This is a genomic window from Flaviaestuariibacter amylovorans, assembly GCF_039541815.1.
GTDB lineage: Bacteria > Bacteroidota > Bacteroidia > Chitinophagales > Chitinophagaceae > Flavisolibacter > Flavisolibacter amylovorans.
Map to the genome: position 1 here is coordinate 637588 of NZ_BAABGY010000007.1, position 13963 is coordinate 651550.

A 13963-nucleotide genomic window follows, 5' to 3' on the forward strand; every position below is an offset into this window, starting at 1 on the left:
CGGAGGATCACAGATCAGTACTAATCCGTAACATCCGTTCGATCCGTGTTCTTTCCATTTTCACCAGCCACCAGAACCGACATGCAATCTTTTGAGACCCTTTCGCAGCAATTCGCGACCCGCTTTCAGACCGATCACTTTCCCGCGGCGCCCGCCACGCTCTATGATCCCAACCGCTATTTCCTGAAGCTGGGAGGCAAGCGGGTGCGCCCTGTGGGCGTGCTGATGGGCAACGAGCTCTTCGACACCATCGTGGACGATGCCTGGGCCGTGGCGACCGCCGTGGAGCTCTTTCACAACTTCACGCTCATTCATGACGACATTATGGACGCCGCTCCGCTGCGCCGCGGGCAGCCCACCGTACACGAGCAGTGGGGCCCGAGCACGGCGCTCCTGGCGGGAGATGTAATGCTGGTAAAGGCCTATGAATACCTCAACGGGATTTCTGCGAAATACATCGTGCCCATCAACCGGCTATTCAACAACACGGCCCGCGAAGTATGTGAGGGCCAGCAGCTCGATATGGATTTCGAGAAGCACGATGCCGTTGGCCTGGAGCAGTACCTGCACATGATCAACCTCAAGACCTCGGTGCTGCTGGCCGCGGCACTCAGGATGGGCGCCATCCTTGGCGGCGCCGGCGAGCGCAACCAGAACCTGCTCTACGAATTCGGCCGCAAGCTGGGCCTCGCCTTCCAGGTGCAGGACGACTACCTCGACGCCTTCGGCAACCCAGAAAAATTTGGCAAACAGGTAGGCGGCGACATCAAGTCCAACAAAAAAACCTTCCTGCTCATACACGCCCTCGAGACCGCAAGCGGCTCCGACAAGGAGGAACTGGCATCACTGCTTGCCGGCAACGCTCCCGATAAGGTGGAGCGTGTCCTTGCCATCTTCCATGCCTGCGGTGTGGACGCCTGGGCCCGCGAGCTGAAGGACCGCTACCTGCAGGAGGCGCTCACCCACCTCGAAGACATCGCCGTGCTCTCAAAACGCAAGGAGCCCCTGCGGGAATTGGCGTTGTATCTGATTCACCGGGAAGCATAAAAGGTAAAAGTCAAAAGTCAAAAAGGGTACGTCAGCTTGCAAGGGCCGGCCTGCGTCCGCAAGCGTCTTTTGACTTTTGACTTTTGAATGAACGCAACAGGCCGCAGCACGATACGCTGCGGCCTGTTGCTTTTTTGTGAATGCTCCTGCCGGATCAGATATAGGTACCGGTGATGTCGAAGCCGGCGCAGATGCAGGAAATGATAACGGCGAGGTCGATCACGATGCTGGCGAGGAAGACGGGGATGGTGATCTTCGTAGGCATCGCGGCCAGGTTGGTGACCAGCGTAGCGCCCATGCAGGCGAGGGCGACTACCCAAAGTGCCATGATGTTGCCCGAAAGGATGATGGCGAAGAGCGTGAGCGGGGTGAGGGCGCAGCCATGCGTGGCAAGGGCGGCGGCGAGCCAGCCGAAGCGGTAGCGCTCCTGGCCATCGGCCCAGTTGAGGAAGCGGGTGAAAAGGCCGTCATGGGCGTCAACCGTTACTTCATTATGCGGGGTCGTGACCGAGGTGTAGTTGTTATGTGTCAGCGTAGTCATGGTGGGTTGTTTTGTTGACACAAAGTTGCGCTGCCTGGAAAGGGCCGGGGCTGACCGTGAAGAGCGCAATGACTGATCTTCCTCAGGTGCGGCAACGGTCAAGGTCATTCGGGAACACAAAGGTTCTTAAGGTTCTTAGAGTTCTGAGGGTTTGCAGGAGGGTTCCGTCGGTCAGGCTTTGAAACCTGTGGCACCATAAAGACCTTCAAAACCTTTGCGCATACATTAACTCGCCGGCACGTCAGCACATTATTGTATTTTCCGCGCTCAAAACCAGAACATCAATGGGCCACCCCCTGTTCCGCCGCAAGCCGATCCACGACATTATGGGCGATAAAAGTGAAGCCGAAGCCCATGGCCACCAGGGCCTCAGCCGCGTGCTCACCGTCCGCGACCTCACGTTCTTCGGTATTGCCGCCATCATTGGCGCCGGCTCCTTCTCCTCGCTCGGCGGCGCCGTGTTCTCCGGCGGTCCGGGTGTCGTGATCCTCTTCATCATCTGCGGCATTGCCTGCGCCTTTACTGCCTTCTGTTACGCAGAATTCGCCTCGCGCATCCCCGTAGCCGGTTCGGCGTACACGTACGCGTACGCGTCGTTCGGCGAATTGTTTGCCTGGATCATCGGCTGGGCCTTGCTGATGGAATATTCGATCGGCAACATCTACGTGGCCTTCTCCTGGAGCGACTACTTCACCTCGCTGCTTGCCTCCAAGTGGATCGGCATCCACATTCCGCCCTACCTCGCCACCTCGTATATGGAAGCCAGGGATGCGATCGCCGCCGGCTCCACCAACCCCGAGGTGCTCGGTGCCTGGAACGATGCGCCGCAGATCGGCGGCCTCCGCATCATCTTCGACCTGCCGGCGCTCCTCATCAACGTCCTGATCACGGCGCTCGTGTACCGTGGCATCAAGGAGTCGCGCAACTTCTCCAACCTGATGGTGATCCTGAAGCTCGCCGTAGTGGTGCTCGTGCTCCTCGTTGGCGGCTACCTCATTTTCGCCCGCGACCTCACCGGCAACTGGATGCCCACGGCGTCGGACGGCGTGCGCTCCTTTATGCCCAACGGCTTTGGCGGTGTGATGGCGGCCGTGAGCGGCGTCTTCTTCGCCTATATCGGCTTCGACGCCGTGAGCGTGCTTGCCGAGGAAAGCAAAAACCCCCAGCGCGACCTGCCGCGTGGCATGATCCTCTCGCTCGTCATCTGTACGGTCGTGTACATCCTGCTGGCGCTCGTGCTTACAGGCGCCGTAGTATACGGCAAGTTCGAAGGAGTGGGCGATCCGCTGGCGTTCATCTTCGAGCCGGGCAACCTCGATATTCCGTGGATGCAGTTCCTGGTGGCGATCTGCGCCGTGGTGGCCATGACCTCGGTGATGCTTGTGTTCCAGATGGGACAGCCGCGCATCTGGATGACGATGAGCCGCGACGGCCTGCTGCCGCCCGCCTTCCAGAAGATCCACCCGAAGCACAAGACGCCTTCTTTCTCCACCATCGTTACGGGCCTCCTCGTGGGCGTGCCGATCCTATTCACCGACAAGACCTTCGTGCTCGACTTCACGTCCATCGGTACGCTGTTCGCCTTCGTGCTCGTGTGCGGCGGGGTGCTGCTGCTCCCGCGCCGCCAGCGTTCGGCCGGAAAGTTTCACCTCCCGTATTTCAACGGCGGCATCGTGTTTCCGATCCTGCTGGCGGCGGCGCTGGCCTTCATCCTCTTCCGCTTCCCGGGCTATTTCAGCGAGTTGCTGAACGGAGATTTCACGAACCAGACCAAGGCTGAAAATGCGAGCGATTACCTTTTTGCCGCACCGGCCGTCAAGATCGCGACCATCATCTTCTGGATCACCTGCTTCGTACTCGCCGGTTTTGCCATCGTGAAGAAATACTCGCTCATACCCCTGCTCGGGCTCGTCAGCTGCATGTACCTGCTCACGGGCATGTCGGCGGAAAACTGGAAGTGGTTCTTCATCTGGTTCGGCATCGGCCTCGTGGTATACCTGATGTACGGCTACCGCAAGAGCAAGCTCAATGAAAAAGTCGCGTTGTCATAAAGGCAGATAAAGAGGCAAAGCGATTATTACCGCTAAGAAAAAAAGTGGCTAAGGTATTCGCTAAGAAAAGGTCCCGCTGACGCGGGACCTTTTTCATAATTTCCGACACCGGATGTGATCAGTGCCCGTCGAAAGATCGTAGCCAGAAAGCGGCCTTACCAGTTTACCAGTAGACCAATAGACGATCTTTTTTTTGCGAAACCCTTAGCCCCTTCTTTTCTTAGCGGTGAAAAAACCCTTCTTTACCTTTGCTTCCTTATGAAATTCGAGATCGGCGACAAGGTCGTGGTGAAAGCCACAAACGAGGAAGGGGAAGTGATCGACATCATGAACGAGAAGATGGTGATGGTGCAGGTGCGTGGCGTCAAGTTTCCCGCTTATATCGACCAGCTCGATTTCCCGTACTTCAAGCGTTTTACCGAGAAAAAGCTCTTCGAGCCCAAGAAGGAAAAGACCTATATCGAGAACGTGCGCAAGGAAAAGACCCCGCCCAAAGAGCGCATCGTGGACGGATGCTGGCTTTCGTTCCTGCCCAAGTTCGACGTGGACGAGTTCGGCGACGACGTCGTGGAATCGCTTAAGATCTACCTCGTGAACCATACGGACGACGAGCTACTCTTCACCTACAAGCAGCAGTTCTTCGGAAAAACCGACTTCGAGTTGAGCGGCGTGCTGCATGCCTTCGAGGATTTCTACCTCCACAACATGACCTTTTCCGACCTGAGCGACTCGCCCCTGTTCTCCTTCGAATTTTCGCTCAAAACACCCCAAAAGGGCAAGGCCGATTACCACGAATACACGCTGCGCCTGAAGCCGAAACAGGTGTTCGACCGCCTTGAGAAGCTGAAAGAGGAGGGAGGCGCCACGTTCACCTACAAGCTGTTCGACGAGTACCCGGCCAAGGTGGAAGAAGCGCCCGTCGACTTCGGCTACCGCGCCGGCGCCGGCGCTCCGATCTACGACGCCTCCGACGCGCGCCGCCACCTGGCGCCCGCCCGCACCGTGGTGGACCTCCACATCGAGCGGCTGGTAGACGACCACAAGGGCATGACCAATACCGCCATCCTCGGCATCCAGCTCCGCGAGTTCGAGAAGTGGTACGACCTGGCGCTCGCGCACCGCCTGCCCAAGTTCACCGTCATCCACGGCATCGGCAAGGGCCGGCTCCGCGACGACATCCATGATTTTCTCCGCAAGAAGAAAGAGGTAAAGTCCTTCGTGAATCAATACACGGCCGAGTTCGGATTCGGCGCTACAGAGATCTATTTCAACCACAAATGAACCGGGTGAACCGGCATTTACTATGGCTGCTTGCCGCATTGCTGGCAGGGGCATCTTCCTGCGGAAGCGGCGGCAGCAAATGGGTGACCCTGGAGCTGACTGATGCCGCCTCGGAGACCTGCACCCCGGTGAGCGGTTTCGACACCCTGCGCTACTTCCTGCTCACCACCCGCAACGGCGACTTCGGCGGTAGCGGACGCTCTGCCGGGCCTTTTAATCCGGACCGTGTATACCGGGAAGGAGTGCTGCCGAAGAACGGCAAATTCTATATCGACAGCGTGCTACGCGACGACTACCTCTTCCTCCGGGTAGAAGCCGTGACCGGCGGGGTCCGCTTCCGCACTAATGAGCGCATTTCCCGCCTCGAAGAGCGTCCCGGCGACACGCTCCCCATCCCGGTTTGCCTGACCGCAGGTCTTTCCAACGAGTAACTCACACGCGAGCCTCCGGCGCCGCGTCAACCGGGAATCGGCTACCCCAACGCCGCAGAGAGAAGGGTACGAAAGACGCCCGCTGCTGTAGCTGCGCATCGCGCGCACCTGATTGCTGTGACACGATTCTGGATTCCCGATTCCCGTTTGCCGATTCCCGATTCCCGTTTCACGTACCTTTGCGGCGACTGCAGGCCGCGCTGTCGATCCCAAACTTCCAAGTTGGGGTAGGAAAGTCCGGGCAGCACAGGGCAACGCATCCCGCTAACGGCGGGACAGCTCCGAAAGGGGTTCGAGACAGTGCCACAGAAAATTACGGCCTCCGTCCCGGCTTCATCGCCGGGATTCGTCTCTGAAAGGAGAGGGTTACGGTGAAAACGTGGGGTAAGAGCCCACGGGGCGGCGTCGGAAGGCGGCGCCCGGGTAAACCTTGCGTGCTGAAATGCCATGTATAGGAGTCTTTCGGGGCGGCCCGTCCCGGTTCGCGCAAGCGGCGGGCTCCAGGGTAGGCAGATAGAGGCTCCCAGCAATGGTAGTCCCAGATAAATGACAGCGCGTTTCCGCAAGGAGGCGACAGAACCCGGCTTACAGGCCTGCAGTTATTTTGTTTATTGGTCTATTGGTTTATTCGTTTATTGGGAAGCGCTGGGCGTACTGGCGCAAATTCAAAAGTCAAAATTCAAGAAAATCCTGGGTGCAACAGTTCGTACCACATTGCAAATCCTCTAAAGCGGGCATACGGCAGCACCAGTGAAGTTTTTGACTTTTGAATTTTGAATTTTTACTTTTAGCGAAATGACCGAACAAAAGAAACGACTCATCGTATTGACCGGCGCCGGCATCTCCGCCGAAAGTGGCCTCAAGACCTTCCGCGATGCCGACGGTCTCTGGGAAGGCTACGACCTCAACGAGGTGGCCACGCCGCGTGGCTGGAAGAAAAACCCGGCCCTTGTACTGGATTTCTACAACATGCGCCGCCGCAACGTGCTCGACGCACAGCCGAACCGCGCGCACTACATCTTGGCCGAGCTGGAAGAGCACTTGGACGTGCAGATCATCACCCAAAACATCGACGACCTGCATGAGCGCGCCGGCTCCACAAAGATCCTGCACCTCCACGGCGAGATCCGGAAGCTGCGCAGCGAAAAGAATGAGCGGCTGGTATACCCGATCGACGGCGACATCCAGCTGGGAGACCTGGCCGAAGACGGCGGGCAGCTGCGCCCGCACATCGTCTGGTTCGAGGAGCCGGTACCGCTGATCGAAACTGCCGCGGCCCTCGTCCGCACCGCCGATATCTTCCTGATCGTGGGCACCTCGCTGGCCGTGTACCCGGCTGCGAGCCTGGTGGACTTTGCTCCCTGGAACCGGCCCAAATACATCGTGGACCGCAAGGTGCCGCCCAACAGCATCTATGGGCTTACGGCCATCGAAAAGCCCGCCACCGAAGGCATGGAAGAATTTAAGCGCCTCGTGCTCGCCGGGTAACAATTTTTCTCTATTTTTCCGATAACTACTACTGCCATGGGACCCATAGGATTCAACGAGCTCATTGTCATTTTTATCGCGCTAGGGGTGTTCCTGATCCCCGCCATCCTCTTCATGATGACGCAGCAAAGCGTGCTGAAGAACGTGCAGGTGCGCAACCGCCGGATGTCGCCCGGTGAGGTATGGTTGCAGCTGATCCCCCTCTTCGGGATCGTATGGGCCTTTTTCGTAGTGAACCGGATCGCCGATTCGATCGCCCTCGAGCTGGGAGATGCCGAGTTTACCTTTGATTCGGCGAGCGATCCCTACGGCGACCGCTCCGCCCCGCGCGAAAAGCCGACACAAGGTATCGGCCTGGCCTACCTGATCTGCGCGGTCTGCTCCATCATCCCGTTCCTGGGCGTACTGGCCTCCCTGGGCTGCATCGTTTGCTGGATCATCTACTGGGTCAAACTCTCCGAGTACAGGAACCTGCTGGTGACCCGCCGCTATAACAACACTTCGGTCCCGGCTTACTGATCGGGCAAAAAGGCTGGCCAGCCGGCTGGCGCATACATTTTTAACCACTAAAACAACCCCACTATGGACTTCGATGGTAGCAACGCTTACCTGGCAGGAATGATCGGCATGGTCGTGCTCGTGGCACTCGTACTCTGGCTGGTGCCGATGATCTTTTTCTGCATCACGCAGCAAAACACGCTTAAGGCAGTGCGGCCGCAGAACCGCATGATGCCCCCGGGCCAGGTCTGGCTGCAGCTCATCCCGGTATTCAACCTTGTTTGGGCCTTCATTGTCGTGAACAAGATCGCCGACTCGCTCGCGCGCGACCTCAACTCCCAGGAATTTTCCTTCGATGCCCCGCAGGGTACCGGTCCGGCAGGCGGCGAGAAACCGACCTATTCCATCGGCATGGCCTATTGCATCTGCGCGGTTTGCTCCATCATTCCCGTGCTCGGCACCTTTATCGGGCTCGGCGCGCTGGTTTGCTGGATTATCTACTGGGTAAAGCTGGCCGAATACAAGAACATGCTGCTTTCCCGCCAGTACGACGCGCAGCGCAGCGCCAGCTACTAAGCGTACGATTTGAATGAAAAGGCCGGGTCGCTTGCGACCCGGCCTTTTTTGCGTCAGGATTAGGGTGAGTGGCCACACCGTCGGCGCTGCTCCTGTAAGGTTTCCTCACTTAGGCGATTGGGGGCTTTCTCCACCGTCGGGGCCGTAAAACACGACCCAGGTGGCGAAATCGTGGGAGAAGTCTTCGAAGCGGTGCTTCATGCCCGCCGGAACGAACAGCACATCGCCCTTTTGAAACGAAGTGCGCTCGCCCGCCCGCATAAAGGTGCCGTGGCCGGAAGCGATGATGTATAACTCGTCCTGCCGGTGCGGCTGCTGGGTGTCTTCGTGCTGCGGCGCATAGTACTCAACGATCAGAGAGCCATGGCGCAGCAGCTCCGCAAATGCCTGCCCTCCGTCTTTTTTCAGCGCTTGCTTCGCGGCCTCTAGTGACACCTGGTAGCTCATGACTGCGGCCGGATTTCCTCCATGAAGTCGATGTCGAGAGCCGCCAGCTCGGCGAGCACCGGGTGGTAGATCTCCGGCAGCACCGGAATGTGCAGGCCCCGAAGGGTGAGGTCGCCGCGGAGCAGGAGGCGCGCAGCAATCCCGAGCGGGAGGCCCACCGTGCGCGCCATGGCCGTTTGCTGGTCGTCGGTGCCTTCGAGTGCCAGCGACGAGGCCGCCTTGTAGCGGCGTCCCTCGCGCTCGAAGCCGATTTCGTGGAGCATCACCACCAGATCGCGGTCGCCGGGCTGCAGGGCAAGCTTTTTCTCCAGCGTCAGCTGCAGCACATCGGCGGCGCTGCAAAGGCCCTTGTTGATAAGGGTAGTATGATCGTCGAGGCCCAGGTAGAACAACTGGCTGAGCGTGAGCTTGGCATCGTGCATCTTCATCGCCACCGTAGCTGCGGCGGTGGTCTTCAGGTCTTCGAGGTCCACGTCCTGAAGCGAGCCGGTCTCGTTCACCATCATAAAGCCCTCAACGCGCTCGGTTTCGGTCTTCGATACCTCGTCCTGTAGTTCTACGAGGTTCATGAGGTCTTCGAGGATCTTTTTACTGCTTTCAAACTGGTCGTGCATCCGCTGCTGCAGCCACTGGGTGAAGCCGTTGCGCTCGAGGTGCTCGTGGAAGAACACCGACAGGCTCTTGCCGTTTGTGTCGTAGGCTTGCGTCTCGTCGGTGAGCTTCAGGTCTACTACGTTCTTCCAGCCGTAAATAAAGTCGGGATAGCGGAGCGTGGTACGGATGAAGGTGGGGCAGTCGTCGAGGCCGTAAACCGGGATGTAAGAGAGGGAGTCGCGGTTCGGGTACCAGCACAGCGGCTCGTAGCCCGGCACCTGCACGAAGCGTTTCTCGGAAAACAGTTCCGGGTACTCCATGCGCCGGTCCATGCCCGCATCCCGGTACACGGCGCCGGCCTTGCCGGCGAGCACCACGTTGCGGGGGTTCCAGGAGATCTTGTAGCGCCAGGGATTATTGTCGGACGAAGGCGCCACAAGGCCGCCGCAGTGGGAGTGGAAGGAGGTGATGCGGCCGCCGTCGGCCTGGATGCGGTGGATGAGGCGCATGGCGCTCATGTGGTCGATGCCCGGGTCGAGGCCCATCTCGCAGAGAAAGAGCAGGTCTTTTTCCCGCACTTCATCGGCAAGGGCCCGCATCGCGTCATCAACATAGGAAGCGGTAAGGAGGTGCTTGCCGAGCGCCACGCAATCGCGGGCTACGAGGATGTGCAGGGAAGGAGGGAGGAGGGAGATCACGAGGTCGCTTTCGCCGATATGGCGGGCCCGCAGCGCAGCGTCGGCAACGTCGAAGGAAAGTGCCACACCGCCGAGCGCATGCCCGATCTTCTCCTCCGCCAGTGAAAGATTGGCATCCACAACGGTGAGGGTCCAGTTCTCTGAAAGCGCGTGGCGGAGCAGGTAATCGATGAGGGCCGTGGCCGACTTGCCGGCGCCAAACAGGAGGATCTTTTTCATCGCTTGTTGCAAAGCGTGAAAGTAGCATAAAAGATTGCTGATTTCTGATTTGAGATTTCTGATTTCTTAAAGGAGCCAGACCAATCCCTGCGGTATCATTCACTAACCTTGCTGCAGGAACCGTCGATACAACATGAGATAATCAGCGATCAGTAAACCTGAAACCAGCAATACAGATCTCAGATCTGAGATCTCGGAACCGAGATCTCCGGGCGTGCGTCCCCAACAAATCTGAAATCTGAGATCACACATCTGAAATCCTCAGCCTGCGTCAGCAATACATCTGAGATCCGAGATCACACATCTGAGATCTTAAGCAGGGGTTTGTCCCGTCTGCACCACGTTCGACTCCACGCTCAGGAGCTTGTAGCGCAGCTTCAGCGATCCCTTCGCATGCGGCAGCACCAGGATCTTGCGCTGGCCGGGAGCGATCGAGTATACGCTGTAGGTCTCGCTGCGAACGGTCTTGCCGTCGCGCTTCACGAAAGCCACTTCGAAGTTTACCTTGTCGAGCGCGTAGGCCGACGAATTCAGGACCTTAACCTGGAGCTCGCTGGTGGCGATCGGGCTGTCGCCTTCGTGCACCGAGGTGATCTCCACCTTACGGCGCAGCTCTTCGACCGGGAGTTGTCCGGGATCTACGACGGGCGAATCGGGGCGGCGCATTTCGCGGCTCAGCGCGTTCTGGTACGAAATATCGGCGGGGCGGCCGGCACTTTCCTCTTCGGAAAGCACGGGCAGCGGGGTGGCGGCCAGCGTCTGCGGGCGCACCGGGAGACTTGATTCGTTGTCGACCACCTTGTGCAGCACCGCGGCGCCGGCGGCCAGCATCAGGAAGAGGCCCAGGATCCAGAGCCCGGAGCGACGCTGGTTGGTGCGGCTGCGGAAGATCGTGGCCGGCTCTGACGCCGCCGCGCGTTCCTTCAGCTCGGGAAGGGGCAGGGGAGCGGTGGGCTCGGGGGTCAGCAGGTCCACATAGCTCGGGGTGGCGCGCTGGGGAAGCGAGATCGTGGAATTGGGGAATTGCGCCGCCTGGGGCCGGCGGGAAACAGGGCGGGGCGCATAGGCCTCGAGGTGAATAAAGGGGCGCAGCTCGGGGCGTTCGGAGGCATAATACCAACGGGTGCTTTCCCCCTCGATCCAGACGAGGTCGAGGCGGCGGAGCGGTAAGGCTTTCAGTTCAGCAAGCGAATAGGGTCCGGACTCTTCGTTATTCCGAAGCAACAGGTAATTTTTCATGGGTCTAGCGTCTTGATCCACCCATTAAAAAGAAAAATATGTGCCGATAAAATCGGGGCTTTCCGGCCCCGCTACGGCCCCGTTCCGGAACATTAACACGGCCTTGTGGATAACCACCCTTAAAGCGGTGATAAAGAGCCCCTTTTTACGTGGTTTTCAGGGCCAAAAAAGGTATATTTGCCGACTCTAAAACTGTGCATTTTTAAGCTGTACGAATGGAAGAAACACTCCTCCCGCAAGAAACGAACGATTTCAACCGGATCATACCGGTGAACATCGAAGAGCAGATGAAAACGGCCTATATCGACTACTCCATGTCGGTGATCGTAGGCCGCGCCCTGCCCGATGTGCGCGATGGTCTGAAGCCGGTGCACCGCCGTATCCTCTTCGCGATGAACGAGCTGGGAATGGGCTTCAGCCGCCCCTATAAAAAATCCGCCCGTATCGTGGGCGAGGTACTCGGCAAGTACCACCCGCACGGCGACTCCTCCGTGTACGATGCCATGGTGCGTATGGCCCAGGAGTGGAGCATGCGCTACATGCTCATCGACGGCCAGGGCAACTACGGCTCGCAGGATGGCGACGGACCGGCGGCCATGCGTTATACCGAGGCCCGTATGCACCGCATGGCGGAGAGCATGATGGCCGACATCGACAAGGAAACGGTTGATTTTCAATACAACTTCGACGACACCCTGCAGGAGCCGACGGTGCTTCCGACGCGCATCCCGCAGCTGCTCCTCAACGGCTCCTCCGGCATCGCCGTGGGCATGGCCACCAACATGATGCCCCACAACCTCTCCGAGGTGATCGACGGCTGCGTGGCCTACATCGACAACCGCGAGATCACGATCGAGGAGCTCATGCAGTACGTGAAGGCACCCGACTTCCCCACCGGCGGTATGATCTACGGCATGGAAGGCGTGAAGCAGGGCTACCTCACCGGCCGCGGCCGCGTGGTGCTGCGCGGCAAGCTGCGCGTGGAAACGAAGAGTTCGGGCCGTGAGCAGATCATCATCACCGAAGTACCCTACCAGGTGAACCGCGACGCCCTTTGCGACCGCATCGGCCAGCTCGTGACCGACAAGACCATCGAGGGCGTAGCCCACATCAACAACGAATCCAACAACAAGGAAGGCACCCGTGTCGTACTCGACCTGAAGCGCGACGCGGTGGCCAACATCGTGATCAACCAGCTCTACAAGTTCACGGAGCTGCAGACGTCCTACGGCATCAACAACGTCGCCATCTCCAAGGGCCGCCCGAAAGTGCTGAACCTGAAGGAGCTCATCTCGGAGTTCGTGGAGTTCCGCCACGAGGTGGTGGTTCGCCGCACCAAGTTCGAGCTGCGCGAGGCCCGCAAGAAGGCCCACATCCTCCAGGGCTACCTCATCGCCCTTGACCACCTCGACGAGGTGATCGCCCTCATCCGTGCCTCCACGACGCCGGAAACGGCCAAGGAAGCCCTCGTGAACGCCGGCTGGGGACTCGACGAGATCCAGGCCAAGGCGATCCTCGAGCTGCGCCTCCAGCGCCTCACCGGCATGGAACGCGACAAGATCAAGCAGGAATACGACGACCTCATGGTACTCATTGCCCGCCTCGAGGCCATCCTGGCCGACGAAGGCCTCCGCTTCCAGGTGATCAAGGACGAGCTGGCCGAAGTAAAGGACAAGTTCGGCGATGCGCGCAAGAGCGAGATCTCCTTCCTCGAGAACGAGATGAACATCAAGGACTTCATCAAGGAAGAAGACGCGGTGATCACCATCTCGCACCTGGGTTACATCAAGCGTACCTCGGCCACCGAGTTCCGCGCGCAGAAGCGCGGCGGACGCGGCGCCATCGGCTCGCGCTCCCGCGAGGAGGACTTCATCGAGCACCTGTTCGTGGCCTCCACGCACCACACGATGCTGTTCTTTACCGAGAAGGGACGCTGCTACTGGCTCAACGTATACCAGATCCCGGAAGGAGAGAAGGGAACGAAGGGCCGCGCCATCCAGAACCTGCTCCAGCTGGCCCCGGACGATAAGATCCGCGCGGTGATCGACGTAAAGGACCTGCGCGACCTCGACTTCGTATCGAACCACTATATCATCCTCTGCACGAAGCAGGGTGTCATTAAAAAGACGGCGCTGGAGGACTTCAGCCGCCCGCGTGCTACCGGCGTCAACGCCATTACCATCGTGGAAGGCGACCAGCTGCTCGAGGCCCGCATGACCGACGGCAACTGCGACATCATGATGGCTGTGAAGAGCGGCCGCGCCATCCGCTTCCCCGAAAGCAAGGTGCGCTCCACGGGCCGCGGCGCCATCGGCGTCGGTGGCATCGAAGTGGACGATTCCCGCGACGAGGTGGTGGGCATGGTGTGCGTGAACCCGAAAACACCCGAGCGCACCGTGCTCGTGGTGAGCGAAAAAGGCTTCGGCAAGCGTACCTCGGTAGAGGAGTACCGGATCACCAACCGCGGTGGCAAGGGGGTTAAGACGATCTCCGTGACCGATAAGACCGGCGCGCTCGTCGGCATTCTCGACGTGGCGGAGAGCGAAGACCTCATCATCACCTGCCGCAGCGGCATCACCATCCGCATGAAGGTGGCCGATATCCGCGAGCTGGGCCGCGCCACGCAGGGCGTGAAGCTGATCCGCATCGACGAGGGCGACGCCATCGCCGCCATCACCCGCATCGACGTCCAGGACGAGGAAGGCGTGGTCACCGGTGAGGAAGGAGCGGTTGCGGAAGGTGCCGTAGCCCCGGCCGCCGGCGAGAGCGACGCAGCAACTTTGGACACCGATACAACGGATTCGGCACAAACCGCATCTGAGGAATAAGATTTTACCCATCCCATAAACAAAA

12 protein-coding genes and 1 other RNA gene are annotated in these 13963 nt (G+C 59.3%); 9 read left to right on the forward strand and 4 right to left on the reverse strand.

Features of this window, described 5'->3' with window-relative positions:
• The first annotated feature begins 81 nt into the window (after positions 1 to 81).
• The gene (locus ABD937_RS11245; protein WP_345255808.1) at positions 82 to 1047 is read left to right on the forward strand and encodes a polyprenyl synthetase family protein; all 966 of its coding nucleotides are present in this window, start codon (positions 82 to 84) and stop codon (positions 1045 to 1047) included.
• Between the two features lie 154 nt (positions 1048 to 1201).
• Here the strand turns inward: ABD937_RS11245 and ABD937_RS11250 are convergent, their stop codons facing one another.
• On the reverse strand, positions 1202 to 1588 hold the full coding sequence (locus ABD937_RS11250; RefSeq protein ID WP_345255809.1) for a hypothetical protein: 387 nt from the start codon (positions 1586 to 1588) through the stop codon (positions 1202 to 1204).
• 284 nt (positions 1589 to 1872) lie between these two features.
• Between ABD937_RS11250 and ABD937_RS11255 the strand changes: the two genes are divergently transcribed.
• From ABD937_RS11255 to ABD937_RS11285, 7 genes are all read left to right on the forward strand, one after another.
• Complete coding sequence (locus ABD937_RS11255; RefSeq protein WP_345255810.1) at positions 1873 to 3639, forward strand: APC family permease; 1767 nt, start codon at positions 1873 to 1875, stop codon at positions 3637 to 3639.
• 258 nt (positions 3640 to 3897) lie between these two features.
• Positions 3898 to 4920, forward strand: a complete 1023-nt coding sequence (locus ABD937_RS11260) for a Smr/MutS family protein (RefSeq protein WP_345255811.1) — start codon at positions 3898 to 3900, stop codon at positions 4918 to 4920.
• Between the two features lie 5 nt (positions 4921 to 4925).
• Entirely contained in the window at positions 4926 to 5351 is a 426-nt protein-coding gene (locus ABD937_RS11265; RefSeq protein WP_345255812.1) for a hypothetical protein, read from the forward strand.
• A gap of 187 nt (positions 5352 to 5538) precedes the next feature.
• Positions 5539 to 5955: RNase P RNA component class A (gene rnpB / locus ABD937_RS11270), an RNA gene on the forward strand.
• Between the two features lie 191 nt (positions 5956 to 6146).
• On the forward strand, positions 6147 to 6839 hold the full coding sequence (locus ABD937_RS11275) for an SIR2 family NAD-dependent protein deacylase (RefSeq protein ID WP_345255813.1): 693 nt from the start codon (positions 6147 to 6149) through the stop codon (positions 6837 to 6839).
• Positions 6840 to 6875: 36 nt separating this feature from the next.
• A complete protein-coding gene (locus ABD937_RS11280) occupies positions 6876 to 7358 on the forward strand; it encodes a hypothetical protein (protein WP_345255814.1) in 483 nt (160 codons plus the stop codon).
• A 63-nt stretch (positions 7359 to 7421) separates the two neighbouring features.
• Positions 7422 to 7913 carry a DUF4328 domain-containing protein gene (locus tag ABD937_RS11285; RefSeq protein WP_345255815.1) on the forward strand — a complete coding sequence of 164 codons (492 nt, stop codon included), beginning with the start codon at positions 7422 to 7424 and terminating at the stop codon, positions 7911 to 7913.
• A gap of 105 nt (positions 7914 to 8018) precedes the next feature.
• Here ABD937_RS11285 and ABD937_RS11290 read toward each other — a convergent pair whose 3' ends face one another.
• The 3 genes from ABD937_RS11290 to ABD937_RS11300 all read right to left on the reverse strand — a co-directional run bounded on the left by ABD937_RS11290 (position 8019) and on the right by ABD937_RS11300 (position 11110).
• A complete protein-coding gene (locus tag ABD937_RS11290; protein WP_345255816.1) occupies positions 8019 to 8360 on the reverse strand; it encodes a cupin domain-containing protein in 342 nt (113 codons plus the stop codon).
• Positions 8357 to 9871, reverse strand: coding sequence for a saccharopine dehydrogenase C-terminal domain-containing protein (locus ABD937_RS11295; RefSeq protein ID WP_345255817.1), 1515 nt, complete (start codon positions 9869 to 9871; stop codon positions 8357 to 8359). The genes ABD937_RS11290 and ABD937_RS11295 overlap by 4 nt, the downstream gene beginning before the upstream one ends.
• A gap of 312 nt (positions 9872 to 10183) precedes the next feature.
• A complete protein-coding gene (locus ABD937_RS11300) occupies positions 10184 to 11110 on the reverse strand; it encodes a hypothetical protein (protein WP_345255819.1) in 927 nt (308 codons plus the stop codon).
• Positions 11111 to 11325: 215 nt separating this feature from the next.
• On the opposite strand from ABD937_RS11300, the gene gyrA reads away from it, so the two are divergent.
• A complete protein-coding gene (gyrA, locus tag ABD937_RS11305) occupies positions 11326 to 13938 on the forward strand; it encodes a DNA gyrase subunit A (RefSeq protein ID WP_345255820.1) in 2613 nt (870 codons plus the stop codon).
• Positions 13939 to 13963: the final 25 nt, after the last annotated feature.